This is a genomic window from Micromonospora sp. WMMA1998, assembly GCF_027497375.1.
Lineage (GTDB): Bacteria > Actinomycetota > Actinomycetes > Mycobacteriales > Micromonosporaceae > Micromonospora > Micromonospora sediminicola.
Window position 1 is genome coordinate 1,158,650 of record NZ_CP114911.1, and the last position, 25,958, is coordinate 1,184,607.

Below are 25,958 nucleotides of genomic sequence, written 5' to 3' on the forward strand. Positions count from 1 at the left end.
GTCAACAGATCGACACCCTCGGCTGCCCGGGTCGTGATCGCGTCGGGTCGGACCGGGCGCGGCCGGGTGTGCGAGGATCATCCCTCGTGGAGACCGTCGGCGATCCGCCGTCCGCCGCGCCGGACCGGCCCCGTCGGCGTCTGCACACGCTGGACTGGATCGCGATCGGGCTGGCCGTGGTGGGTGTGGGCTGCGTGCTCACCGGGCTGCTCCCCCGCACCGACGCCGAGGCCACGGTGCGGCGCATCGTGCCCATCCTGATCTTCCTCGGCACGGTGGTGGTGCTGGCCGAGCTGACCGCGGTGGCCGGCGTCTTCGACGCGCTCGCCGCGCGGGTGGCGATCACCGCCCGGGGCAGCTTCCGGGCGCTGTTCTGGCTCTGCGTGGCGGTCGCCTCGCTCACCACGATCGCGCTCAACCTGGACACCACGGCGGTGCTGCTCACCCCGGTGATGATCGCGCTGGCCCGCACCCTGAACGTGCCGCCGACCCCGCTGGCGATGACCACGGTGTGGCTGGCCAACACGGCGAGCCTGCTGCTGCCGGTGTCCAACCTGACGAACATCCTGGCCAGCGACCGGATCGGTCTGGACCCGCTGCCCTGGGCGGCCCGGATGTGGTGGCCGCAGCTGGTCGCCATCGCGATCACCATGCTGCTGCTCTGGTGGTGGTACTGGCGACCGGCCCGCGCCGGCGCTGATCCGTTCGTCCCGCCGCCGCCGTACGTGCCGCCGGACCGGACGCTCTACCGGACCGCGCTCGCCGCCTGCCTGCTGTTCGTCGCCGCCGTCCTGGCCGGGATCGAGATCGGGATCGCCTCCGGGGTGGCCGCCGCGATCCTGGTCGCCGGCTTCGCGGTGCGGGCCCGACACCGGCTGCGGCCGGCGCTGGTGCCGTGGCGGCTGCTGGTCTTCGTGACCGGGCTGTTCCTGGTGGTGCAGACCATCGGCCGGCACGGCCTGGACACGGTGATGGGCGCGTTGATCGGCACCGACCCGGGGGCGGAGGGGGCGCTGCGGGCCGGCGCCGTCGGGGCGCTGTTCAGCAACGTGGTCAACAACCTGCCGGCCTATCTGGCCGGTGAGGCGGTCATCGCCGTCGACAGCCACACCCAGTTGCTGGCGTTGCTGGTCGGCACCAATGTGGGTCCGCTGGCCACGCCGTGGGCGTCGCTGGCCACGCTGATCTGGTACGAACGCTGCCGCGCCGCGGGCGTGGCGGTGCCGCTCGGCCGGTTCGTGGCGACCAGCGCCGCGTTGGCCGCGCTCGCCACGGCGGCCACGGTCGCGGCCCTGCTGGTCGGCCCCGGCGCCTGACCGGTCCCGTTCCTGCCCGGCCCGGTCCCGTTTCCATCGTGACGCTCTCCCCTGCCCCGCCCGGCCCGCCAGCCGTCGCCGGCAACTCCGGACCACCGGCAGCCCGCGGCCGGCGCCCGCTGCCCGCGGCCGGCGCCCGCTGCCCGTGGCCGGCGCTCGTGGCCGTGGTCGTGGCCGTGGCCGTGGTCGTGGCCCGTGGCCGTGGTCGTGGCCCGTGGCCGGTGGCCGGCACCCGTGGCCGTGGCCGGTGGCCATGGCCGGTGGCCGGCGCCGCTGCCCGGTGGCCATGGCCGGTGGCGGTGGACATGGCCGGTGGCCGGTGGCCGGTGGCCGGTGGCCGGTGGCCGGTGGCCGGTGGCCGGTGCCCGGTGGCCGTGGCCGGTGGTGGGCTGCGGACCTCCGACTTCGACCCTCCCCGAGGAGGTCACGGAGCGTGACTCGGGGCAGGAAGGCCCTCGCTTTTACCGATATACCGGAGAGTCATAATTATGCCTATCCGGTATATCGGGCTCAGGAGGTCAACCGTCCTGGCGGCGACGGGCGGACCAACGAGAGGCCGTCGGAACCGCCGAACACCGCCACACCCCGGGGCGGCGGACGACGACGCATCTGCCCGCTGGTCGCGCCGTGGGCCACCCGCCACGGGCGTGGGCCGTGGGCCGCGCACCACGGGCGTGGGCCGCGCGCCGCGCGCCGCGGGCGTGGGCCGCGCGCCGCGCGCCGCGGGCGTGGGCCGCGCGCCGCGCGCCGCGGGCGTGGGCCGCGCGCCGCGCGCCGCGGGCGTGGGCCGCGCGCCGCGCGCCGCGGGCGTGGGCGTGCGCCGTGGGCGGCCCGCCGCGGGCATGGGCCGTGCGTCGCGCGCCGGAACGTCGCACGGCAGGCCGTCGGAGGCCCGAGCGCCACCCGCCGAGACGTCGCACGCCAGACCACCGCACGCACGCCGGAGGGCGGGGTCACGGCGGTGGTGCGGGCGGACGGTGTCGGGCCCGGCGGAACGCGTAGAGCAGCGCGCTGGCGGCGAAGAGCACGGCGGTGACCGCCAGCCAGCGGCCCAGCAGGGGCCGGGGCGCCAGGCCGGTGGCCGCCGTGTACGTGCCGTCGCCCAGCCCGAGGATCCCGGGCAGGTAGACCAGGAACAGCAGCGCCGACCCGAGCGCCGGCACGCGGACGTGGTTGCGCAGCGACCGGCCGGCCCGCCCCAGCAGCCGGTCGGCCGAGGCGTACACCGGGAAGAGCACCAGGTCGTGCGCGACCACCGCGCCGAGGAACCAGAGCAGCATCCGGCCCGCGGTCGGCTCGCCGGCCAGCCGTAGCGCGATCCACCCGGTCACCGCGAAGCAGCCGACCAGGAGCAGCAGGTGCCAGGGCGCGGCGCCGTACGCCCGCCGGAACTCAGCCATCGAACTCGATCTCCTCGACCCACTTGGTGCAGTGCACGCCGGGCAGCGCGGGCACCACCACCCGCGCCGGGAAACCGTGGTCAAGGCTGAGGTCGACGCCGTTGACCCGCAGCGCGAGCAGCGCGTCCGGGTCGGTGACCTGACCACCGTGCAGGCTGGCGCGGTTGAACTGCCCGCCGCGCTCCAACGACCGGACCCGGGCCACGGCGGGCGCGCCGGCGTCGACCAGCCCGGCCAGGTCCCGCAGGCGTACCCCGGTCCAGGTCTGCGAGGTGGACCAGCCCTCCACGCAGGCTATCGGCAGGGTGGCGGTGTGCTGGGGCAGCGCGAGCAACCCGGACCGGTCCAGCGTCCGCGTCCGGTCGCCGGCGCGCAGCGTCAGCCGCCAGCCCGGACCGGTGCGGTCGGGGGTGACGCCGGCCGCGGCGGCGGTGCGGTTGACCGGGAACCCGGTCGGCCCGTCGTCGACCCGCCGGCTCCGGGGCAGCAGCAGCGCGGTGCGCCGCAGCGCGTCCACGCTCTGCCCGACGGTCAGTGCGGCGAGCAGCAGCGCGCCGCCGCCGGCCAGCGCCAGCACGCCACGGCGGCTCATCGTCGCCGGGCCGGGGCGGCGGGCCACCAGGCCGTCCGGATCGGGCGGCTCCGCCCGGGTCCGCGCCACCGGGGTACGCGCGAAGCCCGGCCCGCGCAGCGCGGTCACCAGCCGGGGCAGCTTGATCGCCACGTGGACCACCAGCGCGACGGTGAACACCCAGGCGCCGTACCAGTGTGCGGTGTAGAAGTCGAAGCCGAACAGGTACGCGTACTGCACGTTGAGCAGGCCGGTGACGCTCTGGAACAGGATGCCGCCGACCAGCAGCAGCAGCGACAGCCGTTCCAGCACCTGCGCGAGCGAGCGGGCCGGCGGCCAGGCGAACAGCTTCGGCACCACCGACCAGAGCTTGGTCAGCACCACCGGCACCAGCACGATGCCGAGCGTGACGTGCAGCCCCTGGGTGAGGCGGAACAGCCACACCGGGCGGGTCGGCCAGTCGAACACCGGCGGGTGCAGCCAGCCCACGTCCCCGGGAAAGGCCTGATCGAGGCGGGGGCCGTAGGCGATCCAGTCGAGCAGCCCGGTGACGATCACCAGCGGTAGCGTGACCAGCAACGCGGCACCCAGCACCGAGGTCAGCCACGGGCCGCGTACCGGACTGCGCCAGGACCGGTCCACCGCGTCGACGCCGGGTGGACGGCGCCGGTCCAGCGCGCGCCAGAGCCGGGCCGGGGCGGCGTACCCGGGTCCGGGCGGCGGCGGGGCCTCGGACCCGCCGCCTCCCGCGGTCGCAGCATCGGTGGGCACGGCACCTCCCGGGCGACGGCGCCGGCCGGACGGCCGGCGCTCCCGGATTCGGACGCTAGACGCCGGCGCCGCGTCACGACGGCATTTGCCGCATTACCGAAGCCTTACCGCCGCCGTCCTTACGGACCGCTGACGTCCCCGGCGAACCGGCCCCCGGCCGCTCCCGGGTGCCCTAGCGTGGGCCGGTATGCGGGTACTGGTCACCGGCGCGGCCGGCTTCATCGGATCGCAGATCGCCGACCTGCTGGCCGCCGAGGGCCACCAGCCGGTCTGCCTGGACGCCCTGCTGCCGCAGGCGCACGGCGGGACGCTGCCGGAGTGGGCGCGCCGGCACGACCCGGTGGTCGGCGACGTGCGCGACGCCGCGCTGCTGGACCGCCTGTTGCCGGGCGTGGACGCGGTCTGCCACCAGGCGGCGATGGTCGGCCACGGGCTGGACCCGTCCGACGCGCCCGACTACGCGGGGCACAACGACCTCGGCACGGCGGTGCTGCTGGCCGCGATGCACCGGGCCGGGGTGCGGCGGCTGGTGCTGGCCAGCTCCATGGTGGTCTACGGCGAGGGGCGCTACACCTGCGCCCGGCACGGCGTGGTCCGTCCGGCCCCGCGCCGCACCGCCGACCTGGCCGCCGGCCGCTACGACCCGACCTGCCCCGCCTGCGGCGACACGCTCACCCCGGCCCTGGTGCCCGAGGACGCGCCGCTGGAGCCGCGCAGCACGTACGCGGCCAGCAAGCTGGCCCAGGAGCACTACGCCGCGGCGTGGGCCCGGCAGACCGGCGGCGGCGTGTGGGCGCTGCGCTACCACAACGTGTACGGGCCGCGGATGCCCCGCGACACCCCGTACGCCGGGGTGGCCTCGCTGTTCCGCTCGGCGCTGGCCGCCGGGCGGGCGCCGGTCGTGCTGGAGGACGGACGCCAGCGGCGGGACTTCGTGCACGTGACCGACGTGGCGCGGGCGAACCTGCTGGCGCTGACCGCGCCGCCGCCGGACGGTCTGGTCGCGGTGAACGTCTGCTCGGGCGAGCCGCACACGGTCGGCGACCTGGCGGTGGCGTTGGCCCGGGCGATGGACGGCCCGGCGCCGGAGGTGGTCGGCGGGGCGCGGGCGGCCGACGTACGGCACGTGGTGGCCGATCCGGCCCGCGCCCGGGAGCTGCTCGGCTACACCGCGCGGGTCGGCTTCGTCGAGGGCGTCACCGCCTTCGCCACCGATCCCCTCCGCGCCCCCGCCGCCCTCTCCCCCGCCTGACTCCCCCCGCGCTGCCGGCGCGGGGGTCAGGAGACGGTGAGGAGGAGGTGGTTGACCAGGAGGGCGGTCAGGGCCTGCGCGGCGAGCCATCGGCGGCGGGTCGGTGCCGGCAGGTGCGCGACGGCGACCAGCAGCCAGACCACGAACGGCAGCCAGATCCGCTCCACCTCGGCCTTGCTCATCCCGGACAGGTCGGCGGCGGCCACCACCAGCGCGGCGGCGGCCGGCAGCAGCACGGTCGGCCCCGGCGCCACGACCCGCCGGACGAGCCGACCCGCCGACCGACCGGGTGACGAGGAGGTGCCGCCCGGGTCCGTCCCGCCGGCGTCCGCCACAGCGGTGGCCCGCGTGCTCTCGACACGGTCGACGCCGGTCCGCCAGCCGGCCCGGGCGGCCACGGCGGCGCGACGCAGGGCCGGCCCGAGCACCGGCCCGGCGGAGATCAGCAACGCCGCCAGGTTCGCCCACACCCAGTACGCGTACGGGCGGTCGGCCGCCCAGCCCTGGTAGTAGCGTTCGACCACCCGGTCGTACCCCTCCCACCAGCGGAAGCCGGCCAGCACGAAGAGCGTGGTGACGGCGGCGACACCGGCGGTCGCGGCGAGCAGCGCCGACCGGCGCCGGTCGGGTCGCAGCGCCAGCACGGTCACCGCCAGCGCGCCCACCAGCACGAACCCGTACGACAGGTGCAGCGCGAAGCCGAGCAGCAGCCCGCCGGCCAGCGCGGCCGCCGGTCCGCGTACCGCCAGCAGGGCCAGCCCGGCGGCGACCACGCCGGTGAACACCGCGTCGCCGGAGGCGCCGAGCCACACCGCCCCGGGCAGCAGCACCAGGAACGGCAGCACCGCCCGGGCGGCGTCGGCGGCGCCGAGCGCCCGCAGCGTGACCGGCACGGACACCGCGACGGTCGCGCCGACCAGCACGCAGCAAAGCGCGGCGGCGGCGCCGCCGCCGAGGCCGACCCGGTCCAGCCAGACGAAGACCAGCAGCGCGCCCGGCGGGTGTCCGGCGGTGTGCGTGGACCAGGAGTCGGGTTGGAAGTCCAGGATCCGGTCGGTGAAGCCGGCCAGCATCGCCGGAATGTCGGTCACCCCGGGCACCTCGTGCAGATACTCGGCCTGGGGGGTGAGCCGCCGGGCCAACCCGGTCGACCAGCCGTCCACGAGGGCCAGCGCCAGCGTCCAGGCCACCGCCGCCAGCCAGCCGGCGGCCAGCAGCGGGCCCCAGCGTGCCGTGCGCGCCCAGCGCAGCCCGGGCCCGAGCACGCCCAGCGCGACCAGGACCGCCAGCGGCGTACCCCAGCCGACGTGCGGACGCCAGGTGGCGTAGAGCGGCGCGGCGTCGGCGTGCAGCCCGACGCCGCGCCGGTTGAGCGCCAGGCCGACCACGACGGCGGCGGCGAGCAGCGCCACCTCGACCGCGACCACGACCAGGTCGCCCCGGTGCGGGGCTCCGGTCCGGTCCGCGGCGGGGGCGCGGCGCAGCGTGGGTGCGGATCTCATGACGACCGCACGGTACGGCCCGCCGCCGCCGAGCGGGACACACGCCGCAGGCGTGTCACCGGATGGTAAGAAATCCCTGCTCGGTAAGGGTTCCGTAAGCCCGATCGGGGTACGGGGCGGCGGGTCCCGGCCTAGCGTCGGCGGCATGCGGACACTGATCGACGTGGTGCTGCCCTGCCTGGACGAGGCCGCCGCCCTGCCCGGGGTGCTGGGCGCGCTGCCGCCCGGCTACCGGGCGATCGTGGTGGACAACGGCTCCCGGGACGGCTCCCCCGAGGTGGCCGCCCGGCACGGCGCCCGGGTGGTACGCGAGCCCCGGCGCGGTTACGGCGCGGCCGTGCACACCGGGCTGGAACACGCCGAGACCGAGCTGGTCTGCGTGCTGGACGCGGACGGCTCGTTCGATCCCGGTGAACTGCCGGCGCTGGTCGCCCCGGTGGCGGCCGGCGCGGCCGACCTGTCGGTGGGCCGTCGGCGGCCGGTGTCCACCTCGGCCTGGCCGTGGCACGCCCGGGCCGGCACCGCGGTGGTCGCCGCGCTGCTGCGGCAGCGGGGCGTGCCGCTGCGCGACCTCAGCCCGATCCGGGTCGCGCGGCGGGAGGCGCTGCTCGCGCTCGGGGTCACCGATCGCGCGTTCGGCTACCCCCTGGAGCTGATGATCCGGGCGGCGGCGGCCGGTTGGCGGATCCACGAACACGACGTGCGCTACGCCCCGCGCGCCGCCGGCACCCGGTCCAAGGTGTCCGGCTCGGTACGCGGCACGGTCCGGGCCACCCGCGACTTCCTGACGGTCCTGCGCACCGTGGACGGCCGCCGGTGACCGTCCTGCTGGTGGTGGCGAAGGCGCCGGTGCCCGGCGCGGTGAAGACCCGCCTCTGCCCACCGGCGTCCCCGGTGCGGGCGGCCCGGATCGCCGCCGCCGCGCTGCGCGACACGGTGGACGCGGTGGCCGCCACCCCGGGTGTCGTGCCGGTCCTGGCGCTGGCCGGGCGTCTCGCCGACGCCGAGGACGGGGCGGACCTGGCCGCCGCCGTGGCCGGGTGGCCGGTGCTGCCGCAGCGCGGTGACGGCCTGGCCGACCGGCTCGCGCACGCGCACGCCGACGTGGCCGACGCGTACCCGGACCGGTCGGTGCTCCAGATCGGCATGGACACCCCGCAGCTGACCCCGGCGCGGTTGGCCGCCGCCGTACGACTGTTGGCCCTGCCCGGGACCGACGCTGTGCTCGGGCCGGCGGCGGACGGCGGCTGGTGGGCGCTGGGGCTGCGGGACCCGAGGCGCGCGGCGGCGTTACGCGACGTGCCGATGTCGACCGTCGACACCGGCCGGCTCACCCACGTGGCGCTGGTCGGCGACGGCCTGCGGGTCGCGGCGCTGCCGACGCTGCGCGACGTGGACGACTGGGCCGACGCGCGGGCGGTGGCCCGCTCCGCGCCGGGCGGACGGTTCGCCCGCGAGGTGGCCGCGCTGCGGCCGGTCCTGGTGCCCGGCGGCGACCGGTGAGCCGGCTCAGCACCGCGGTGGAGCCGCGGGACGGCTTCGGGGCCGCGCTGCGTCGACGGGCCGGCGCGCACTGGCTGGTGCAGGCCGACGGCGTGCGGCGCCGGCTGCCGGTGGAGCGGTGGCACGGCCGGGCGGAGCCGGCGATCGCCGCGGTCGTGGGCCGCTGCCACGGGCCGACGCTGGACCTCGGCTGCGGGCCGGGCCGGCTCACCGCGGCGTTGACGCGCTCCGGCGTGACCACTCTCGGGGTCGACGTGTGCGCCCGGGCGGTGGCGCTGGCCCGGTCCCGGGGCGCGGTCGCGGTGCGGGCCGACCTGTTCGATCCGCTGCCCGCCGAGGGCCGGTGGCGGCACGTGGTGCTGCTGGACGGCAACATCGGCATCGGCGGCGATCCGGGCCGCCTGCTGCGCCGGTGCCGGGAGCTGCTGCACCCGGACGGCACGGTCCTGGTCGAGCTGGAGCCGCCGGGCAGCGGTGCCTGGCAGGGGCAGGCGTACGTGCTCTCCGGTCGGCGCCGGGGGCCGAGCTTCGGCTGGGCGCGGCTGGACACCCGGGCGGTGCACGCTCCCGCCGCGGCGGCCGGCCTGGCCGTGCGGGACGTGCGACCGGCCGGCGGACGCTGGTTCGCGGAGTTGGCCGCCGGACGAGCCCCCGGGCCGGGCGTCGCGGAAAAGGGTTTCGGCGGGGCGCCGGCCGGCCGCTAGCGTGCGTCCATGACCGCCGCCCCCACCCTCCACTTCTCTGCCGACCCGGGCGAGTTCCTCGCCGTCGCCGGCGACCACCTGGCCGCGGACCCGGTGGTCGGCACCGTGGTCGCCAGCGTCACGAAACGGGCCGCCGCCCGCCGGGCCGAGGGGGTCGCGACGCCCGACGGCGACTGGTGGTTGGTGGTCCGGGACGCCCGTGGCGCGGTGGTCGGGGTGGGAATGCGGGCCGCCCCCTTCCCGCCGCGCCCGCCGTTCCTGCTGCCGATGCCGACGGAGGCGGCCGTCGCGCTGGCCCGGACGTGGCACGAGCGAGGCGAGGAGGTGACCGCGGTCAACGGGGCGCTGCCGGCGGCCCGCGAGTGCGCCGGCGAGGTGGCCCGGCTCGGTGGCGGCCGGGTCGAGGTCGCCCAGCACACCCGGCTGCACGAACTCGACGAGCTGGTGCCGCCCGCGTCGACCCCGGGCGCGCTGCGGGTCGCCGGGGAGGACGACGTGGACCTGGTCGCCGCGTGGTTCGACGCGTTCATGGCCGACGCCGACGAGCAGGCGGGCCGCGCGCGCGGCGCCAGCGCCCACGAGGCGCCCGACCGCGAGGAGCTGCTGCGCCGCATCCGGGGCGGCCGGGTCTGGGTGTGGACCGACCCGGCGGGGTGGCCGGTGCACCTCACCGCCGCCAACCCGACGTCGTTCGGCGTGGCCCGGATCGGCCCGGTCTACACTCCGCCGCAACAGCGCGGCCGGGGCTGGGCCGCCGCAGCGGTCGCCGAGGTCAGCCGCCTGTTGCGGGCCGAGGGCGCCCGGGTGTGCCTCTACACCGACCAGGCGAACCCGACGTCGAACCGGCTATACGCGCGGCTCGGCTTCCGGCCGGTGGTCGACATGGCCAACCTGGTCGTCGTGCGCTGAGCACGATGAGCGGCCCGGGTCGCCGGGGCGGTCAGCCGACGCGGTCGAGCGCGGCCAGCCGGCGCGGGTCGGCGATCACGTCCACGGCAGGGCCAACCTGGCCCGGCCGGGTGCGACGGCGGGGGTACGGACCTGGGACGACTTCCTGAGGCGATGGGCTCAGGGCACCGGAGCGCCACACGCGCCGATGCGACGGGCTAGGCGAAACTGATCAACCGACTCGTGGAGGAGCATCTGGCCAACGAGGCGGCCCTCCTGCGTGGTCTCACCGCCCGCGACCGCGCGGACCTCGAGCGCCGGTTGGCGACGTTGGCGCGCACCGTGGACCGCTGAGCCGCTCAGCCGCGGCCCACCTGGTGGAACTGCTCGACCATCACCTCGCAGCCGTCCGGGTCGAGACCGTAGAAGATCCTCGCCCAGCCCACGTCCTCCGATTCCAGCGTGACCGGTAGCCCCTCGTCGCGCCAGAACGCGTACGTGGCGTCCAGGTCGGCGGTGGGGACGGTGAGCACCACGCCCAGTCCCGGCGGGCCGGCCTTGACCGCGCGTTCCCGGTCGTCGTTGTGGTGCCCGTGGCGGTGCAGGTCGGACAGGATCAGCCAGGTGTGGCCGAACGTCAGGTAGCGCAGGTGCGGCTGGTCCTGCTGCGGGATCTGCCGGAAGCCGAGCCGCAGGTAGAACCGGTGGGAGCGGTCGAGGTCGCGTACCCGGAGCCCGAGCTTGAGCTGTCTGGCGGCCATCGGCCGAGGCTAGCGAATCCCGGTGGCGCCGGGGGCGGGCCGGATGCGATCCTGCCGGGCGTGCGGGACGACGAACCGGTGGTGATGCAGGTCCACTGCCGCGTCGAGGTGGTGGTCGACGACCCGGGCGCGGTGACGGCGCTCGCGGAGCGGCGGCTGCGGCAGGCCGACATCGACTGGGCGGACGAGGCGGACACGCTCGACGAGGCCGCCACCGCGCTACGGGCGGACCTGCCGCTGGCACTGGCCGATCTGGTCGACCCGGAGCGCCTGCTCGCGGACGTGCCGGGGGTGCGGTTCCGGGGCGCCCACTGCTGGGCCACCCCTGACGGGCCCGCCGGGGGTAGCTAGCCGTTGGCGTTTCGAGCATCTTTGGCGCTCTTAAGACACCTGTGATGTTCGGGTGAATCTCAAGGAGTGGGCGGCGTCGACCGGCATCGCGTACATCACCGCTCGGCGGCAGTACGCGGCGGGGACGCTGCCTGTTCCCACTTACCGGATCGGCCCTCTGATCATGGCCGGCGAACCGCTGACCGGCACGTCGGCCGAGGCCGGGCAGACGGTGGTGTACGCGCGGGTGTCGTCGGCCGATCAGAAGGCCGACTTGGACCGGCAGGTCGCCCGGGTGACCGTGTGGGCCACCGGGCAGAAGCTCGGCGTGGACCGGGTGGTGACCGAGGTCGGCTCGGCGCTGGACGGGCACCGTAAGAAGTTCCTCGCGCTGCTGCGCGACCCGGCCGTGACCACGATCGTGGTCGAGCACCGCGACCGTTTCGCCCGGTTCGGCGCCGAGTACGTCGAGGCCGCGCTGACCGCGCACGGCCGCCGCCTGTTGGTCGTGGACCCGGCCGAGGTCGATGTTGACCTCGTGCGCGATGTCACCGAGATCCTGACGTCGTTGTGCGCCCGCCTCTACGGTCGTCGCGCTGCCGCGAACCGTGCCCGCCGCGCGGTCGAAGCGGCCACCGAGGCTCCGGCGTGAAGACGATCCAGGCGTACCGGTTCGCCCTCGACCTCACCCGCGGTCAGGAACGCGTCGTCCCTTCCCGCGGTTCAAGTCCCGCCGTCGGACCACGCCCAGCGTGCGGTTCACCACCGGGGCGATCCGCGTCGAGCCCGACCGCAAACATGTCGAAATCGAGCGCGCCGAACGCACCCCAGCCCGGCCGCAGTTGACGGTCGGTATGGACGTCGGTCGCGTTGTACGGCGCCCTTTCATCGAGCGGTCGCGCGACGTGGGATCACGCACCTCGCCGTGCTGTCGACCGGCGAGATGGTCGACAATCCGCGTCACCTGGTCGCCGCGCAGCAGCGGATGTGCTCGCTGGGCCGGGCGCTGTCGCGTAAGACCGGACCGGAGCGGCGTACCGGCCGCCGTGCTTCCAAGCGGTGGGAACGGGCAGCGACCCGGCTCGGCCGCGCGCATGCCCGGGTGGCGAACCTGCGCCGCGACGGCCTGCATAAGCTCACGTCACGGCTGGCCGCCGAGTACGGCAGCGTCGTGGTGGAAGACCTCAACGTAGCGGGGATGCTCGCCAACCGGCGGCTGGCCCGGCACATCGCCGATGCTGGTTTCGCGGAGATCCGCCGACAACTGGCGTACAAGACCAACTGGAACGGCGGCCGGCTGCTGGTGGCCGATCGCTGGTATCCGTCAAGCAAGACGTGCTCGGGCTGCGGTGCGGTGAGAACCAAGCTGCCCCTGTCCCAGCGCACCTACCACTGCCAGACGTGCGGCTTGATCCTCGATCGGGATTTCAATGCCGCCCGCACCCTGGCCGCGCTCGCGGCTGAGTTCGACACCGCCGGGAGTGGCCCGGTGGCAGCACGTGGAGCCGACCAGAAGACCCGCACTCGCGGGCAGGTGGCCGTGAAGCGTGAACCCGGCACAACGCTAGTCGGTCGGACCGGGACCGTCCCACCGCAAGGTAGGACTACCAAACGCGTGCCCACCAAAGCGCGCTGAGAGGTAACGGTCAGCTCACCAACCGACCGAGCCGAGACCGACCGGGGTGAGCCGGCGCACCTGCGGCTCGATCCACTGTGCCGCGGTGACCAGCTTGACCAGCCGGTCGATCGTCTCCGGCGGGCCGGCCACGAAGCTGCGCCGCTCGGCCGGGCAGCCGTAGCGGTCGTCGAACGTGCCGCCGTCCAGAGCCCGCACCGCCATGCCGGCCTCGACGGCCAGCAGCATCCCGGCCGGCAGGTCGATCGACTCGGGGCGGTAGCCGACGATGCCGTCGATGTCGCCGCGGGCCAGCATCACCCAGGACAGCAGCGGCGCCCAGAGCTGGAGCACCCGGCGGGCGGTGGTGTCCAGGACCACCTTCAGCGCCCGGGCGGTGCTGTCGTCCCGGCGTACCTCGTGCCCCTGGGTCCAGGCCAGCACCGGCGCGGCCGGCACCGGCCGGTGGGCGGCGCGCAGCGGACGGCCCACCGGGCCGGAGGCGTGCACGAACGCGCCCCGGCCACGGACCGCGGACCAGGTGCGGCCGGCGACCGGGTCGTGCACCACGCCGAGCACCGGCGAGCCGCGCTCGCACAGGGCGATGCCCACCACGTACGCGGGGAGCCCGATCGCCACGTTGTTGGTGCCGTCGAGCGGATCCACCAGCCAGGCCCAGGTGGTGTCCGGGGCGTACTCGCCGCCCTCCTCGGCGATCACCCCGTGCTCCGGCCAGCGGGCCCGGATCCGGTCCACGATCAGCCGTTCCGCGGCCAGGTCGAGATCGGTGACCAGGTCACCGGAGTCGTTCTTGGCCCGGGCGTGCATCTCGCCCCGGGTGCCCCGGCGCAGCAGCCGGCCCGCCGCCCGGGCCGCCTCCACCGCGAACCGGTGCGCGTCGCGCAGGTCGGGCCCGCCTCTGTTCGGCTCCACGTCCACGGCTCCTCCAGCCAGTCAGCCCCGTGCCACCAGTCGCGCGATCTCCCGCGCCATCCGCGCGGTCTCCGCCGCGTCGCAGCGGTCCCGGCGTACCCGGTGGCTGCGCCCGTCCACCGCGCCGAGGCTCAGGTCGCACGCGCCGGGAGTGGTCCGGCCGAGCGCCACGGTCACCGCCGGCGCGCCGGCGTCGACCTCCGAGGTGTGGAATCCGCCGGCGCGCAACGCGTACGAGTCGCCGGCCGAGTGCGTCTCCACGGTGGCGGTCGTCGCGGTGACCAACCGGTCGGTGGCGGCCATCTCGTCCACCTCGCCGAAACTGTGCACCTCGTAGATCCGCCAGGCCGGGTCGGCGGCGGCGTCGTCGATGTCGATCAGCTCGTTGCGGACCGTGCCGTGCAGCACGTGACTGAGCAGGTCCCAGCTGTGCGAGTGCATGGTCGAGGTGGTCGGCCGCACCGGCGGCGGGTCGGCCGGCCAGGCGTGCACGCAGATCCCGTCCGGCCCGTCGCGCTCGACCGGCAGGCAGGTGAACCCGAGCGGGTGCCGGACGGCCCGCAGGGCCCGCCGCCCGTCGGCGACATCGGCGAGCACGTCCAGCACCCAGTCGCGCAGCAGGTCCGGCCGGGTGCCCCGGTCGATCTCCCGTTCGAGGTCGGCGTAGCTCGTCATGCGTACGGATTCCTCGCCTGGATGGCCTTGCCGACGATGTCGGCGACCTCGCGGTCGCCGAAGGACCGGGGCAGCGTCAGCCCGAGCGCGGCGAACAGCCGGCGTACCTGCTCGACCGACGGCTCGTCGTCGAGCTTGACCTGACCGGCCGCCTCGATCGGCACCCGCCGGCTCTGCTTGCGGCTGTAGTCGAGTTCGATGTTGAACCGGTTGTAGTAGAGCTCGCCCCGGTCGATGCGCAACGCCGGGGTCTGCGGGTTCTCCTGGGTGATGACCACGCAGGAGGAGGAGAGGTCGTAGCGGAACGTGGTCATCTGGGCGGAGAGCCGGACCTCGACCGTGAGCAGGCCGGAGCGTTGCAGGTGCCAGCAGGCGGCGAGCACCGTCGCGTAGGACTCCTTGCGGGTCCGGTCGACCGTCCACCGCTCCCCCGGCGCGTCCGGGTCGAGGCTGCGGCGGAACCGCGCGTACCGCTCGCAGACGTCCTCGTCGGTCGGGTCGATGATCTCGACGGCGACGGTGAGGGTGGCGTTGCGGCGGCGCGCGTGCTCCAGACACTCGGGCAACGTGACCGCGCGCAGGTAGGTGCCGGTGCCGCCCTTGAAGGCCCAGCGGTCGGTGTGCCGGCGGGCCTCGGCGAGCGTCTGGCCCACCTCGCTGCCGTGCAGCACCCGCACCATGGAGACGCTGTCGATGGCCTCCCGGGCCCGGTTCAGCGCGCCCTCGGGGCCGGTGATCTCGCGCATCTGCGGCACCAGGTCGGTGAGCCGGTCCCGGGTGTCCACCATGACCTGACGCACCTGCTGCTCGGCGGTCTTCCGGCGCAGCCGGTCGCGCAGCACCGCCTGCGCGAGCAGGCCGAGGACCAGCAGGATGGCGCTGTTGACCACGTCCTGGCTGACCGTGTTGGTCAGGCCCAGCACGGCCACCGTGACGGCCAGCAGCAGGCCGATGAACGCGTCGAGATTGGTGACGACCCAGGCGAACAGGCGCGTCATGACATCCCCCGGTCGACGACGGAACCTCCATGATAGCCCTTTGTCAATGTCGCGATCACGGCGCGTTTCGGGGCGGTGGCGCTGCGCCGCCGCGACGGGCCGCGCAGATGAGCGATCCGCCGAGGCCGGGCGCGGCCCGGGCCAGCCACCGCGAGGCGACCCACCGCCCGCCGGGCAGCCGCCAGCCGACCTCGTTGGAGCGCATCGCCAGCGGCGTGAACCCCGCTCGGCGCAGCGTCCGCCGCAGCAGCGACGCGGTGAAGGGACGGATGTGCAGCCACAGGTAGGGGTGCAGGGGGTCGACCTGGCGTGGCGCGCGCCCGGCGAGGAACGCCAGCCGGTCCTGCACCGGCGCCAGGTTCGGGGTGGTCAGCACCAGCAGGCCGTGCGGCGCCAGGACGCGGTGGCACTCGCGCAGCAGCGCCAGGGGGTCGTAGACGTGCTCGATCAGCTCGCCGGCGAGCAGCCCGGCGAAGCTGCCGGCCCGGAACGGCAGCCCCCGGGTGGCGTCCAGGCAGACCGGCACCGCCCGGCCGCCGGCCACCCGCCGGGCGGTGCCCAGCGCGGCCTCGGCCGCGTCCGCGAGCACGAGCGGGCCGGCCAGCGCGGCGGGGTGGAGCATGCCGCGCGGTCCGCAGCCGAGTTCCAGCACCGGCCCGTCGCCGGTCACCCCCTCGGTCACCAGCCGGGCCGCGACCGCGCGACGCACCCGGTGGTACGGGTCGTCGACGTACCCGTCGACCTCCACGCCGTCGTGGTAACGGCGATGGTTGGCGTGCCGGCCGTGCGCCTGCGCGCGGTGCGACGACGTCCCGGTCGGCGGCTCGGCCATCATCCCTCCACGGCGGACCCCGGCCCCGTCGGCGGCGTCCGCCTCCCAGCCTCGCACCGCCGCCGGGCGTCGGGGCGGAACGGCACCCCGGACACGGGGAAGCGGCGGCCGGCGTGCCGGCCGCCGCGTCCGCGCGGATGTCAGATCGCCCGCGCCCAGTCCACCCGCATGCTGTCGTCGTACTCGTCGCCCGGGATCCACCACGGCTCGCCGAAGCCACTGGTGAAGACGATGATGTTGCCGCCGTCCGGGTACTCGTTCGTGGGCGGCACCGACAGCGCGGCGCAGTAGCGCCCGTCCGGGGAGAACACCGGCGACAGGAACACCCGGGGCTCCTCGGTCAGTCGCTTCAGGCCGGTGCCGCCGACGCGCACCGAGCCGAGGGACCCGCCGACGATCTCCACGTCCCGGGTCCACCGGTTGGTGCTGAACACCACCCGGTTCGACCCGGGCGTGAACACCGGCCAGCCGAAGGTCTCGCCCGGTTCGGGCTGGTAGACCCGGCGCACCTTCCCGGTGGCCAGTTCCAGCGCGCGGAGCTGGTGCCCTTCCGAGCGGCTGATCCACTCCATCACGATCATCGAGCCGTCGCGGGACCAGTTGGGCCGCAACATGCGGTGGCCTTCGACGAGGATCCGCCGGGCGCCGGTGGCGACGTTCACCGCGACCAGCGTGGTGTCCCGGATGACCATGGCGATCTCGGTGCCGTCGGGTGACCAGGTCGGCCACCCGTAGTGGGCGCCGAAGGGGTCGGTGATCAGGGTGCGGCTCTGCCCGGTCACCCGATCGTGCAGGTTGAGGACCGGGTCGAAGATGGGAGCGGGCTTCTGGTCGACCACGGCCAGGTAACGCCCGTCCGGCGAGACGGTCGCGTCGGTGCCGTCGGGCAGCAGGACCTGCGGGGTGGTGCGGCCCCGGTTGATCTGGAGCACACCCGGGCCGGTGACGATCCACGGCCCGTTCACGATCTCGGCGGCGGCGGCGGGCGAGCCGGCGATTCCGCCGGCGACGCCGGTCGCGGCGGCCGCCCCGGTCAGGGCGGCGGCACGCAGCAGGGCGCGCCTGTTCATTGCGGTCATGAGGAACCCCCGTGGTAGAAGTCTCGTCCACCCTCCGGAGAGGACAGTCGTTCCGGCATCGGACGAGTGGGCCATTCACCTTCGGCTTCTCGGTCACCACGAACGGTGACCGGCCGGGCGGCGGGTACCCTCGCCCCGGTGACCTCCGACGCCCTGCACCGCGCCCTGACCGACCCGGGCGACCCGCCGCTGCGCCCGCTGCCCGGCGTGGCCACCGAACTGCTGGCCGCCCTGGCGGCGCCGCCGCGCCTCGGCGCGCACCTGCGGCTGGTGCACGACGTCGCGTGGCACCTCACCGCGGCGTTCGCCGACCGTTTCCCCGCGGTGCCGTTCGACCGGCAGGCGGTGCTGTTCGGCGCGGCCGTGCACGACCTCGGCAAGGTTGAGCACCCGGCCGAGCTGACCGGTCCCGGCGCGGAGCACGAGGAGGCCGGCTACCAGTTGCTGCTGCGCTTCGGTGTGCCCGAGGAGCGGGCCCGCTTCGCGGTCACCCACGCCGCCTGGCACGCGCCCGGGGTGCAGTTGGAGGACCTGCTGGTCAGCCTCGCCGACAAGGTGTGGAAGGGCCGCCGGGTCACCGACCTGGAGCAGCTCGTGGTGGACCGGCTCGCCGGCATCACCGGCCAGGAACGCTGGCAGACGTTCCTGGAGGTCGACGACGTGCTCGCCGAGCTGGCCGCCGACGCGGACCGCCGGCTCGCCTTCCAGGCCGAACACCCGGTGTACGGCTGAACGCGACCCCTGCCGAACCGATTGACTTTCGATAGCTTCCGCGCGATAGTCGATGCATGTTGACAGCGCAACGCGCGGTGACACCTCTCCGTGCCTTTCTCGTCCTGCTGTTCGGGATCCTGGTCCTGTTCCAGACCATGTCCCTGCCCGGGCAGTTCGCGCACATGGCGCGGGAGGACTCGGACATGGCCTACCTGAGGTGGCCGGCCACCGCCGTGACCATCTTCTGGGTGCTCTGCGTGCAGGTGGTGATCGTCTGCACCTGGCAGTTGCTCACCCTGGTCAAGAACGACCGGATCTTCACCCCGGCGTCCCTGGCCTGGGTCGACGGGATCGTCTGGGCGATCGCCGCCGCCTGGGTCGTGCTGGTGGGCGTCTTCCTCTACGTCGGATTCCAGGCCGACGACCCGGGGCTGCCGCTGCTGCTGTTCCTGCTGACCACCGGTGTCAGCGTGCTGGGGCTGCTGATGGTCGTGATGCGCGCGCTGCTGCGGCAGGCCACGACGCTGCGCACCGACATGGAAGCGGTGATCTGATGCCGATCGTGGTCCGCATCGACGTCGAGCTGGCCAAGCGCAAGATGAGCGTCGGCGAGTTCGCCGAGCGGGTCGGGTTGACCCCGGCCAACGTCGCGGTGCTGAAGAACGGCCGCGCCAAGGCGGTCCGCTTCAGCACGCTGGAGGCCATGTGCCGGGTGCTCGGCTGCCAGCCCGGCGACCTGCTCGAATACGTCGAGGACGGGGAGGAAGCGTGAGACCGCTGCTCGTCATCGGCGCGGTTGCCATCGGCGTACGCCTGCGCCGCCCGCGCCCGGTAGGGCCGGCGCCCCCTCGACGCCGGCCCCGCCTCAGCCCTTCACGCAGACGACCTGCTTGAGGTGGGCGACCACCTCGACCAGGTCGTCCTGCTGGGCCATCACCTGGGTGATGTCCTTGTACGCGCCGGGGATCTCGTCGACCACCCCGGCGTCCTTGCGGCACTCCACCCCGGCCGTCTGCGCGGCCAGGTCCTCCGTGCTGTACGTTCGCTTCGCCTGCCCTCGCGACATCCGCCGGCCGGCGCCGTGCGACGCCGAGCAGTACGCGTCGGGGTTGCCCTTGCCGCGCACGACGTAGGAGCCGGTGCCCATCGAGCCGGGAATGATGCCCAGGTCCCCCTTGCCGGCCCGGATCGCGCCCTTGCGGGTCACCAGCACGTCCACCCCGTCGTAGCTCTCCTCCGCCACGTAGTTGTGGTGGCAGGAGATCGGCTCGTCGTAACCCACCCGCGGGAACGCCTCCCGGACCACCTGGCAGAGCAGGGCGAGCATCACGGCCCGGTTGCGGCGCGCGTACTCCTGCGCCCACCACAGGTCCCGGCGGTAGGCCTCCATCTCCGGCGTGCCGGCGAGGAACACCGCGAGGTCCCGGTCGGGCAGGTCGGTGTTGTGGGGCAGCCCGCGCGCCACCGCCATGTGCCGCTCGGCCAGCTCCTTGCCGATGTTGCGGGACCCGGAGTGCAGCATCAGCCAGACCCGACCATCGTCCGGGCCGCCCTGCTCCAGGCAGACCTCGATGAAGTGGTTGCCGCCGCCGAGCGTGCCCAGCTGACGCTGCGCCCGGGTCTGGAGCTGGGCCACCTTCCGGTCGAGCGTGCCGAACCGGCGCCAGAAGTCGTCCCAGCCCGCCTGCTCCAGCCCGCGGATCCGGCGCGGGTCCACCGCGTCCTCGCGCATCGCGAAGCCGACCGGGATCGCCGCCTCGATCGCCGACCGCAGCGACGCGAGGTCGTCGGGCAGGTCGACAGCGGTGAGCGAGGTACGCACCGCGGACATGCCGCAGCCGATGTCGACGCCGACCGCGGCCGGCGACACCGCCTGCCGCATCGCGATCACCGAGCCGACGGTCGCGCCCTTGCCGAAGTGCACGTCCGGCATCACCGCGACGCCGTGCACCCAGGGCAGCGCGCCGATGTTGCGCAGCTGCCGGGCCGCCTGCGCCTCGATCGTGTACGGGTCGGTCCAGACCCGGACCGGCGCCCGGGTACCGGCCAGCGGGGTGAAACCCATCGTCGTCTCCTTGCTCGTGTCCGTCTGACGTAGGCCGTACGGGACTCGAACCCGTAGCCTCCCGGCTGAGAACCGGGTGAGCTGCCAGTTGCTCCAACGGCCCCGGGACGGCCGACGCCGTCTCGAAGGTGCCCCGGACACGGAGAACCGCCCGGCTCCGGTCTGGGGCGGGCGGTTCGCGCGGATCGTCGCGCCGGCGCTAGACGCGCCACCACCCTGGTTGCCGCTGCCGACGGCGGCGGCACGTGCCCGGTTCGGGCAGCAGGGCACCACCGCGCGGCGCGGGCCGCTCGGCTCGGGTGCGATTCTGCTGCGACACGGTGGGCTCCCCCGGGTGGATCAGGTCGATGTTGCCGGCTCACGGTACGGGCGGGGCCGACGTGGCGGCAACCCGATATCCGCGCGGTCAGTCCCGCCGGAGACGGTCGCCCAGCGACTCGGCGAGCGCGCGGCTGAGCACCTCGTACGCGGGATCGACCCGCAGCCAGAGCAGCTTGTGGCGGCCGCCGTCGCGCATCGTCAGCGCCAGCCGGTCACTGAGGATCCCGCGGTGCAGGCGGGCCCCGGTCACGTCGGCCAGCGCCAGGACCGTGTTGGAGGGGTGGGCGGCGGCGACGGCGTCCAGGTCCAGGGACGACGCCGGCAGCTCGGGCAGCGGGTGCGGAACCGTCCGCCCGTTGGCGTGCGCGCGGGTCTCCCGAAGGCTCAGCCGACGGCGCACCAGCAGGTGCGGCAGCAACCAGAGTTCACCGTGGATCCAGTCCGCCCATCCGGTGGTGCAGCTTCGGGTGACCAGTCGGGCCGTGTGATCCACGGCGACACGCTAGCCGACGCGCGCGGCGGGGCCGGTCGCCCCTAACCGGCGTGCGCCACCGGGTGGCGCTTCATCTCCTCCATGAACGGGTAGCGGGCGGTCAGCTCGGCGAGCGTGGTGCCGGCCCGCCAGGCGGCGGCCACCTGCGCGACCTGGAGCAGGTCGGTGGCGTCGCCCCGGGCCTGGACCTCGCCGTCCACCCGCAGGTCGATCATGAAGTAGCGGGCCTCGGCGCCGAGGCTGACGCAGACGACACCCCGGTCGGAGGTCATCTCGGCGCAGGTGAACCGGCTGCGCCCCTGCTCGGGGGCGGTGACCCGGCCGACGTCGAGCTGGTGGGCGGTCGCGGTCTGCGTGAGCGCGGGAGCCAGACCGCCGGGCTCGACCAGGTCCGGGTAGAGGCGCACACCCAGTGCCGCCGAGACGTCGCTCATGACTGACTCCCACTTCCTCGTGACAGAGACCAGCAGCGCGTGCAGGTTACGGTCATGTTTCCGGCACGCATGGCCATCCTGTCCCGACCGACCGCCCAGGGCAATAGGAACGGTCGATCCGACCTCCGTCGGGGCCTTCCGGTCCCCCGCCGGGGGTACGCTGCCGGCTCATGGCCCGGATCAGGTGTGACTTCTTCTCCGCCGCCCTCGGCATGGGCACCTCGATGACCGTGCTGCTGCCCGACCCCGGCGCGGCCGGCATCGGCATGCCGGGCGCCGCCGTCGACGGCGACCCGCCGGTGCTCTACCTGCTGCACGGCCTGACCGACGACGACACGGTCTGGACCCGGCGCACCTCGATCGAGCGCTACGTCGCCCCGCTCGGCCTGGCCGTGGTGATGCCGCAGGTGCAGCGGAGCTTCTACTGCGACGAGGCGCACGGCAACCGGTACTGGACGTTCCTCACCGAGGAGCTGCCCGAGGTGTGCCGGTCGTTCTTCCGCCTCTCCGCGCGGCGCGAGGACACGTTCGTCGCGGGCCTGTCCATGGGCGGCTACGGCGCGGTGAAGTGGGCGCTGCGCCACCCGGACCGGTTCGCCGCGGCGGCCAGCCTCTCCGGCGCGCTCGACGTGGTGCGCCGGCGGGACCACCCGACCAGGCCGGTCGACCCGGCGGTGTGGCACACCGTGTGGGGCGACCGGCCGGCACCGGAGCACGACGACACGGTGGGCCTGCTGGAACGGGCTGGCGCCGACCTGCCGGCGCTCTACGTCGCCTGCGGCACCGAGGACTTCCTGCACGAGGACAACGTGCGCTTCGTCGACGCCGCCCGGCGGCGCGGGCTGCCGCTCACCGTCGACTTCGGTCCCGGCGACCACGAATGGGGTTACTGGGACGCCCGGATCCAGGACGTGCTGGCCTGGCTGCCGCTGCGCCGGCCCTGACCGGCGCGCCGCGCCCCCGGCGCGCGGCCGGGGACGCGGCACGGTGGGCTCACCGCCGGGCTCGTCGCGGTCGACGCACCCGCACCGGGTACGCGACCACCGCCGCCACCGCCATGGCGGCCAGCCCGGCCAGGGTCCACCTGGTTCGTGGGGTCATCGGGCACCTCCCTCAGCGACGGGTCAGCACGACCTTGAGCGCGCCGGTCTCGGCCGGGCGGGAGAACACGTCGTACGCCTCGACGATCTGGTCCAGCGCGTACCGGTGGGTCACCATGTGCGCGGTGTCGAGCTGGCCGGCGACCAGCATGTCCAGCAGCTTCGGCGTGGTGCGGGTGTCGACCAGGCCGGTGGTGATGGTGACGTCACGGATCCACAGCCGCTCCAGGTGCAGCGTGGCAGGCGCGCCGTGCACGCCGATGTTGGCCACCCGTCCGCCGGCGCGGACCAGCGTGGTGCACAGCTCGAAGCTGGCCGGCACCCCGACCGCCTCGATGGCCACGTCCGCGCCGAGCCCGGCGGTGACCGAACGCACCACCTCGAGCGGGTCGTCGTCGGCGAGGACGGTCAGGTCCGCGCCGAACCGCTTGGCCGCGTCGAGCCGGCTCTGCGCCTTGTCCACGGCGATGACGTGGGTGGGCGAGAAGAGCCGGGCGGTCTGGATCGCGGCCAGGCCGATCGGGCCGGCGCCGACGACCACCACGGTGTCGCCGGGGCGGACCCCGCCGTTGAGCACGCCGACCTCGTAGGAGGTGGGCAGGATGTCGGCCAGCAGCACGGCGGCCTCGTCGGAGACCGTCTCGGGCAGCCGGTAGGTGGACAGGTCGGCGAACGGGACGCGCGCGTACTCGGCCTGCACGCCGTCGACGGTGTGCCCGAGGATCCATCCGCCGCCGCCGAGGCACTGCCCGTAGACGCCCTCGCGGCAGTAGCGGCACACGCCGCACGCGGAGATGCAGGAGGCGAGGACCCGGTCGCCCTCGGTGAGGTTGGCGACGCCGTCACCGACCGCCACGACCGTGCCGACCGCCTCGTGGCCGAGCACCCGGCCCGGCTGGACCTCGGGCACGTCGCCGCCGAGGATGTGCAGGTCGGTCCCGCAGATGGTGACCGCGTCGACCCGGACGATCGCGTCGCGGGGGCCGGCGACGGTGGGGTCCGGGATCTCGGACCAGGACTTCTCGCCCGGCCCGCCGTACACGAGTGCCTTCATGGTTCCTCCTCACGCCGTTGTCACCTCCCACGCTTCTCCGCGGCGGTGGGCGGGGGCAGGGCCGGAGGGCCCGGTGCGCGGGACGTCGGTCCCGCGCACCGTGATCGAGGTGTTAAGAGGGGGCCCCTCCTCTACCGGAGGCGTTAACAGGGGGCCCGGCCTTACGCGCCGACGGTGCCGTCGACGGCCTCGCGGATCAGGTCGGCGTGGCCGTTGTGCCGCGCGTACTCGTGGATCATGTGCAGCATCACCAGGCGCAGCGACACGTCCTCGCCCCACCGGGCCTGGTGGCCGGTCACGTCCAGCGACTCGGCCTCCCGCTCGATGCGGCGGGCGTGCGCGACCTCCCGCCGCCACGCCTCCCACGCCTGCGCGCCGTCGGCCTCCCGCGCGTCGTACGCCGCCTGGAAGTCGCCGGTCTCCGACCAGATCAGCGGCACGTCCTCGGCGGCGATGACGCGGCGGAACCAGGTGCGCTCCACCTCGGCCATGTGCCGCAGCAGCCCGAGCAGCGAGAGGGTGGACGGCGGCGACGCCGGCCGGCGCATCTGCTCGTCGGTCAGCCCCTCGCACTTGAGGGCCAGGGTGGCCCGGTGGAAGTCGAGGAACGCGCGCAGCGTCTCCCGCTCACCGGCCCGCAGCGGCGGGCCGATCCGTTCGGTCGGCACGGTGGATCCTCTCCGGGCGGGCCGGCGGCCCGCCGATGGTGGACGGTGGTGGTCGCCGGCAGCCTAGCCGCTGTGGATCATGACGGGCCGTCGATTCACCGCAGCGACGAGCGGGCCACCGGGAAGTCGAACCAGGTGTCCGGGTACGGCTCGTCGACGTAGCGGTAGTGCCACCACTCGAGCGGGTAGTTCTCGAAGCCCTGCGCGCTCATCAGCGTGAGGAGCAGCTTCCGGTTGTCCCGGGCGGCGGCGGTGACCCGGGCGTCGGCGGTGTGGGCGCGCGGGTCGAAGCAGTCGAACCCGGTGCCCATGTCGACCGAGTCGTCGGCGAAGCGACGACCGGCGGGCGCGGTGCACGGCACCAGGGGCTGGCCGGGCACGTACCGGGCCGGCTCGGGGCCGGGTACCGGGACCAGGGTCAGGTCGAGCGTGCTGGCCCGGCTGTGCGCGGTCGGCGCGCCGATGTACCCGTCGGCGAAGAGCCGGTCCTTGGGTACGGCGGGATAGAACTCGCCCTTCATCTGCTGCTCGTCGGGGCGCTTGGCCCAGGCCACGAACTCGTCCACCGCCCGCTGCGGCCGGTAGCAGTCGTAGACCTTCAGGCTGTGGCCGCCGGCCAGCGCCGCGGTCTGCACCCGGTGCAACGCCTCGGCGGCCCGGCGGGTGAGCAGGCAGAGCGGCTCGGGGTAGCCGTCGATCGGCCGGCCGACGAAGTTGTGCGCGCCGGCGTACCGGATGTCGGTGCGGACCGTCGGGTCGACGGCGGCCAGGTCGACCACGTCGGCCGGGGCGCGCGGGCCGGTCGGGGTGGGCGACGGCGGGGCCGGACGCGGCGCCGGCCGTTGGCAGGCCGCGGCGAGCGCCACGGCGGCCACGGCCAGGACCGTCGCCGCGCGTCTGCCGGTGCCCACCCTGCCGTGTCTACCAGCCCGGCCCGGCGCCCGGGCCGGCATCGACCGGCGGTCAGCCGTCCAGGGCGGCGCGGAGGAAGTCCAGCGCGGCCGCGTCGTCGTCGACACCGCCCGCCTCGTGGCCGTTCCACCGCCACACCGCCAGTTCCTTGTCGCCGCGGTAGTCGTGGTAGGCGGCGTAGACCGTCGACGGCGGCACGATGTCGTCCATCAGCGCGACGGAGAAGCGGGCCGGTACCCTCGCGCGGCGGGCGAACGCCACCCCGTCGACGTAGCCGAGCGTGCGCAGCACCTGCTCCTCCCGGTCGCGGTGCACGGCCAGGTAGTCCCGGATCTCCCGGTAGGGCGCCGAGTCGGTGAGCGTCACGGCGCGCGGCACGTCGCAGAGGAACGGCACGTGGACCACCGCGGCGCGGACCCGGGGCGCGAGCGCGGCGGCGGCCAGCGCGGCCGCGCCGCCCTGGCTGTGGCCGAGCACGGCGACCCGGTCCGGGTCGACGGCCGGCAGGCCGAGGGCGGCGTCCACCGCGCGCACGGCGTCGGTGAGGAAGCGCCGGTAGTAGTACCGGCGCGGATCCTCCACCCCGCGGGTGGCCATCCCGGGGGCCTGCGGTCCGGCCGCGGCCACGTCCGGGGTGTCGCCCCGACTCCACCCGGAACCCTGGCCCCGGGTGTCCATCTGGAGGTGCACGAACCCGGCCGCGGACCAGAGCAGGTTCTCCAGCGGGTGGCCGCGCCCGCCGCCGTAGCCGACGTACTGCACGACCGCCGGCGCCGGACCGGACGCGCCCCGGGGCACCCGCAGCCAGGCGCGCACCGGCTGACCGGCGAACCCGGGGAAGGTCACGTCGAACACGTCCACCCCGGCCAGCGGGGTGGGCACGGGTGTCACCTCGACGGGCTCGCCGCAGGAGCGGGCCTGCGCGAGCGTGTCGGCCCAGAAGGCGTCGAAGTCGGATGGTTCGCGCAGGTCACTGCGGTGGCGGCGGAGTTCCGCCTCGGGCAGGTCGGTCAACACGCCTGACGTTTCCTCGTCGTCCGGTGGTGGGGAGGACGACGACGGGTCAC

28 protein-coding genes, 1 tRNA gene and 1 pseudogene are annotated in these 25,958 nt (G+C 75.0%); 13 read left to right on the forward strand and 17 right to left on the reverse strand.

Annotation, left to right across the window (positions count from 1 at the left end; genetic code table 11):
* The first annotated feature begins 86 nt into the window (after nucleotides 1-86).
* The gene (locus O7600_RS04860; protein WP_281592491.1) at nucleotides 87-1,316 is read left to right on the forward strand and encodes an SLC13 family permease; all 1,230 of its coding nucleotides are present in this window, start codon (nucleotides 87-89) and stop codon (nucleotides 1,314-1,316) included.
* Between the two features lie 953 nt (nucleotides 1,317-2,269).
* Here O7600_RS04860 and O7600_RS04865 read toward each other — a convergent pair.
* Nucleotides 2,270-2,716, reverse strand: a complete 447-nt coding sequence (locus O7600_RS04865; protein WP_281592492.1) for a hypothetical protein — start codon at nucleotides 2,714-2,716, stop codon at nucleotides 2,270-2,272.
* On the reverse strand, nucleotides 2,709-4,058 hold the full coding sequence (locus O7600_RS04870; RefSeq protein WP_281592493.1) for a molybdopterin-dependent oxidoreductase: 1,350 nt from the start codon (nucleotides 4,056-4,058) through the stop codon (nucleotides 2,709-2,711). The genes O7600_RS04865 and O7600_RS04870 overlap by 8 nt, the downstream gene beginning before the upstream one ends.
* A 187-nt stretch (nucleotides 4,059-4,245) precedes the next feature.
* Between O7600_RS04870 and O7600_RS04875 the strand changes: the two genes are divergently transcribed.
* Complete coding sequence (locus O7600_RS04875; protein WP_281592494.1) at nucleotides 4,246-5,310, forward strand: NAD-dependent epimerase/dehydratase family protein; 1,065 nt, start codon at nucleotides 4,246-4,248, stop codon at nucleotides 5,308-5,310.
* A 26-nt stretch (nucleotides 5,311-5,336) separates the two neighbouring features.
* On the opposite strand, the gene O7600_RS04880 is transcribed toward O7600_RS04875, so the two are convergent.
* Complete coding sequence (locus O7600_RS04880; RefSeq protein WP_281592495.1) at nucleotides 5,337-6,812, reverse strand: hypothetical protein; 1,476 nt, start codon at nucleotides 6,810-6,812, stop codon at nucleotides 5,337-5,339.
* A 145-nt stretch (nucleotides 6,813-6,957) separates the two neighbouring features.
* Here O7600_RS04880 and O7600_RS04885 point away from each other — a divergent pair, with 145 nt between their 5' ends.
* From O7600_RS04885 to O7600_RS04900, 4 genes and pseudogenes are all read left to right on the forward strand, one after another.
* Nucleotides 6,958-7,632, forward strand: a complete 675-nt coding sequence (locus tag O7600_RS04885) for a glycosyltransferase family 2 protein (protein WP_281592496.1) — start codon at nucleotides 6,958-6,960, stop codon at nucleotides 7,630-7,632.
* Complete coding sequence (locus tag O7600_RS04890; protein WP_281592497.1) at nucleotides 7,629-8,315, forward strand: DUF2064 domain-containing protein; 687 nt, start codon at nucleotides 7,629-7,631, stop codon at nucleotides 8,313-8,315. Before O7600_RS04885 ends, O7600_RS04890 begins: the two co-directional genes overlap by 4 nt.
* A gap of 16 nt (nucleotides 8,316-8,331) precedes the next feature.
* Nucleotides 8,332-9,019, forward strand: a pseudogene (locus O7600_RS04895) (methyltransferase domain-containing protein); the annotation flags it as partial.
* A 9-nt stretch (nucleotides 9,020-9,028) separates the two neighbouring features.
* A complete protein-coding gene (locus tag O7600_RS04900; RefSeq protein WP_281592499.1) occupies nucleotides 9,029-9,928 on the forward strand; it encodes a GNAT family N-acetyltransferase in 900 nt (299 codons plus the stop codon).
* A gap of 338 nt (nucleotides 9,929-10,266) precedes the next feature.
* Here the strand turns inward: O7600_RS04900 and O7600_RS04905 are convergent, their stop codons facing one another.
* Nucleotides 10,267-10,668, reverse strand: a complete 402-nt coding sequence (locus O7600_RS04905; RefSeq protein ID WP_281592500.1) for a VOC family protein — start codon at nucleotides 10,666-10,668, stop codon at nucleotides 10,267-10,269.
* Between the two features lie 60 nt (nucleotides 10,669-10,728).
* Between O7600_RS04905 and O7600_RS04910 the strand changes: the two genes are divergently transcribed.
* The 3 genes from O7600_RS04910 (at nucleotide 10,729) to O7600_RS04920 (ending at nucleotide 12,634) form a co-directional block, all read left to right on the forward strand.
* Complete coding sequence (locus tag O7600_RS04910) at nucleotides 10,729-11,019, forward strand: hypothetical protein (protein WP_281592501.1); 291 nt, start codon at nucleotides 10,729-10,731, stop codon at nucleotides 11,017-11,019.
* Nucleotides 11,020-11,071: 52 nt separating this feature from the next.
* The gene (locus O7600_RS04915; protein ID WP_281592502.1) at nucleotides 11,072-11,650 is read left to right on the forward strand and encodes an IS607 family transposase; all 579 of its coding nucleotides are present in this window, start codon (nucleotides 11,072-11,074) and stop codon (nucleotides 11,648-11,650) included.
* 273 nt (nucleotides 11,651-11,923) lie between these two features.
* The gene (locus O7600_RS04920) at nucleotides 11,924-12,634 is read left to right on the forward strand and encodes an RNA-guided endonuclease TnpB family protein (RefSeq protein ID WP_281592503.1); all 711 of its coding nucleotides are present in this window, start codon (nucleotides 11,924-11,926) and stop codon (nucleotides 12,632-12,634) included.
* A 15-nt stretch (nucleotides 12,635-12,649) separates the two neighbouring features.
* Here the strand turns inward: O7600_RS04920 and O7600_RS04925 are convergent, their stop codons facing one another.
* The 5 genes from O7600_RS04925 to O7600_RS04945 form a co-directional block, all read right to left on the reverse strand.
* Entirely contained in the window at nucleotides 12,650-13,546 is an 897-nt protein-coding gene (locus O7600_RS04925) for an inositol monophosphatase family protein (protein ID WP_281592504.1), read from the reverse strand.
* A gap of 21 nt (nucleotides 13,547-13,567) precedes the next feature.
* Complete coding sequence (locus tag O7600_RS04930; RefSeq protein WP_099160797.1) at nucleotides 13,568-14,221, reverse strand: hypothetical protein; 654 nt, start codon at nucleotides 14,219-14,221, stop codon at nucleotides 13,568-13,570.
* On the reverse strand, nucleotides 14,218-15,219 hold the full coding sequence (locus O7600_RS04935; protein WP_281592505.1) for a hypothetical protein: 1,002 nt from the start codon (nucleotides 15,217-15,219) through the stop codon (nucleotides 14,218-14,220). Before O7600_RS04935 ends, O7600_RS04930 begins: the two co-directional genes overlap by 4 nt.
* A 55-nt stretch (nucleotides 15,220-15,274) precedes the next feature.
* Complete coding sequence (locus O7600_RS04940) at nucleotides 15,275-16,051, reverse strand: class I SAM-dependent methyltransferase (RefSeq protein WP_281592506.1); 777 nt, start codon at nucleotides 16,049-16,051, stop codon at nucleotides 15,275-15,277.
* 140 nt (nucleotides 16,052-16,191) lie between these two features.
* Entirely contained in the window at nucleotides 16,192-17,130 is a 939-nt protein-coding gene (locus O7600_RS04945) for an LpqB family beta-propeller domain-containing protein (RefSeq protein WP_281592507.1), read from the reverse strand.
* A gap of 138 nt (nucleotides 17,131-17,268) precedes the next feature.
* On the opposite strand from O7600_RS04945, the gene O7600_RS04950 reads away from it, so the two are divergent.
* Genes O7600_RS04950 through O7600_RS04960 form a run of 3 tightly spaced genes read left to right on the forward strand, consistent with a single transcriptional unit; the run spans nucleotide 17,269 to nucleotide 18,616 of the window.
* Nucleotides 17,269-17,862, forward strand: a complete 594-nt coding sequence (locus O7600_RS04950) for an HD domain-containing protein (RefSeq protein ID WP_281592508.1) — start codon at nucleotides 17,269-17,271, stop codon at nucleotides 17,860-17,862.
* 56 nt (nucleotides 17,863-17,918) lie between these two features.
* On the forward strand, nucleotides 17,919-18,398 hold the full coding sequence (locus O7600_RS04955; protein WP_281592509.1) for a DUF2975 domain-containing protein: 480 nt from the start codon (nucleotides 17,919-17,921) through the stop codon (nucleotides 18,396-18,398).
* The gene (locus O7600_RS04960; protein ID WP_281592510.1) at nucleotides 18,398-18,616 is read left to right on the forward strand and encodes a helix-turn-helix transcriptional regulator; all 219 of its coding nucleotides are present in this window, start codon (nucleotides 18,398-18,400) and stop codon (nucleotides 18,614-18,616) included. The genes O7600_RS04955 and O7600_RS04960 overlap by 1 nt, the downstream gene beginning before the upstream one ends.
* A gap of 93 nt (nucleotides 18,617-18,709) precedes the next feature.
* Here O7600_RS04960 and O7600_RS04965 read toward each other — a convergent pair whose 3' ends face one another.
* The 4 genes from O7600_RS04965 to O7600_RS04980 form a co-directional block, all read right to left on the reverse strand.
* Nucleotides 18,710-19,909 (reverse strand): RtcB family protein, encoded by a 1,200-nt coding sequence (locus O7600_RS04965; RefSeq protein ID WP_281592511.1) that lies wholly within the window; start codon nucleotides 19,907-19,909, stop codon nucleotides 18,710-18,712.
* Between the two features lie 30 nt (nucleotides 19,910-19,939).
* Nucleotides 19,940-20,012: transfer RNA gene (locus O7600_RS04970), tRNA-Glu, on the reverse strand.
* A gap of 303 nt (nucleotides 20,013-20,315) precedes the next feature.
* On the reverse strand, nucleotides 20,316-20,723 hold the full coding sequence (locus O7600_RS04975; RefSeq protein ID WP_281592512.1) for a hypothetical protein: 408 nt from the start codon (nucleotides 20,721-20,723) through the stop codon (nucleotides 20,316-20,318).
* A 41-nt stretch (nucleotides 20,724-20,764) separates the two neighbouring features.
* The gene (locus tag O7600_RS04980) at nucleotides 20,765-21,157 is read right to left on the reverse strand and encodes a hypothetical protein (protein WP_281592513.1); all 393 of its coding nucleotides are present in this window, start codon (nucleotides 21,155-21,157) and stop codon (nucleotides 20,765-20,767) included.
* Nucleotides 21,158-21,327: 170 nt separating this feature from the next.
* On the opposite strand from O7600_RS04980, the gene O7600_RS04985 reads away from it, so the two are divergent.
* Nucleotides 21,328-22,101, forward strand: coding sequence for an alpha/beta hydrolase family protein (locus O7600_RS04985; protein ID WP_281592514.1), 774 nt, complete (start codon nucleotides 21,328-21,330; stop codon nucleotides 22,099-22,101).
* Nucleotides 22,102-22,270: 169 nt separating this feature from the next.
* Here the strand turns inward: O7600_RS04985 and O7600_RS04990 are convergent, their stop codons facing one another.
* From O7600_RS04990 to O7600_RS05005, 4 genes are all read right to left on the reverse strand, one after another.
* Entirely contained in the window at nucleotides 22,271-23,311 is a 1,041-nt protein-coding gene (locus O7600_RS04990) for a zinc-dependent alcohol dehydrogenase family protein (RefSeq protein ID WP_281592515.1), read from the reverse strand.
* Nucleotides 23,312-23,472: 161 nt separating this feature from the next.
* Nucleotides 23,473-23,979, reverse strand: coding sequence for a DinB family protein (locus O7600_RS04995; protein ID WP_281592516.1), 507 nt, complete (start codon nucleotides 23,977-23,979; stop codon nucleotides 23,473-23,475).
* Between the two features lie 95 nt (nucleotides 23,980-24,074).
* Nucleotides 24,075-24,890 (reverse strand): M15 family metallopeptidase, encoded by an 816-nt coding sequence (locus O7600_RS05000; protein ID WP_281592517.1) that lies wholly within the window; start codon nucleotides 24,888-24,890, stop codon nucleotides 24,075-24,077.
* Between the two features lie 52 nt (nucleotides 24,891-24,942).
* Complete coding sequence (locus O7600_RS05005) at nucleotides 24,943-25,905, reverse strand: acetylxylan esterase (RefSeq protein WP_281594070.1); 963 nt, start codon at nucleotides 25,903-25,905, stop codon at nucleotides 24,943-24,945.
* Nucleotides 25,906-25,958: the final 53 nt, after the last annotated feature.

Coding starts and splice junctions, on each gene's coding strand:
- O7600_RS04985 (WP_281592514.1), top strand. CDS start 21,328: ATGGCCCGGATCAGGTGTGACTTCTTCTCCGCCGCCCTCGGCATGGGC.
- O7600_RS04875 (WP_281592494.1), top strand. CDS start 4,246: ATGCGGGTACTGGTCACCGGCGCGGCCGGCTTCATCGGATCGCAGATC.
- O7600_RS04905 (WP_281592500.1), bottom strand. CDS start 10,668: ATGGCCGCCAGACAGCTCAAGCTCGGGCTCCGGGTACGCGACCTCGAC.
- O7600_RS04980 (WP_281592513.1), bottom strand. CDS start 21,157: ATGAGCGACGTCTCGGCGGCACTGGGTGTGCGCCTCTACCCGGACCTG.
- O7600_RS04990 (WP_281592515.1), bottom strand. CDS start 23,311: ATGAAGGCACTCGTGTACGGCGGGCCGGGCGAGAAGTCCTGGTCCGAG.
- O7600_RS04955 (WP_281592509.1), top strand. CDS start 17,919: ATGTTGACAGCGCAACGCGCGGTGACACCTCTCCGTGCCTTTCTCGTC.
- O7600_RS04900 (WP_281592499.1), top strand. CDS start 9,029: ATGACCGCCGCCCCCACCCTCCACTTCTCTGCCGACCCGGGCGAGTTC.
- O7600_RS04885 (WP_281592496.1), top strand. CDS start 6,958: ATGCGGACACTGATCGACGTGGTGCTGCCCTGCCTGGACGAGGCCGCC.
- O7600_RS04930 (WP_099160797.1), bottom strand. CDS start 14,221: ATGACGAGCTACGCCGACCTCGAACGGGAGATCGACCGGGGCACCCGG.
- O7600_RS04965 (WP_281592511.1), bottom strand. CDS start 19,909: ATGGGTTTCACCCCGCTGGCCGGTACCCGGGCGCCGGTCCGGGTCTGG.
- O7600_RS04945 (WP_281592507.1), bottom strand. CDS start 17,130: ATGACCGCAATGAACAGGCGCGCCCTGCTGCGTGCCGCCGCCCTGACC.
- O7600_RS04960 (WP_281592510.1), top strand. CDS start 18,398: ATGCCGATCGTGGTCCGCATCGACGTCGAGCTGGCCAAGCGCAAGATG.
- O7600_RS04935 (WP_281592505.1), bottom strand. CDS start 15,219: ATGACGCGCCTGTTCGCCTGGGTCGTCACCAATCTCGACGCGTTCATC.
- O7600_RS04940 (WP_281592506.1), bottom strand. CDS start 16,051: ATGGCCGAGCCGCCGACCGGGACGTCGTCGCACCGCGCGCAGGCGCAC.
- O7600_RS04865 (WP_281592492.1), bottom strand. CDS start 2,716: ATGGCTGAGTTCCGGCGGGCGTACGGCGCCGCGCCCTGGCACCTGCTG.
- O7600_RS04880 (WP_281592495.1), bottom strand. CDS start 6,812: ATGAGATCCGCACCCACGCTGCGCCGCGCCCCCGCCGCGGACCGGACC.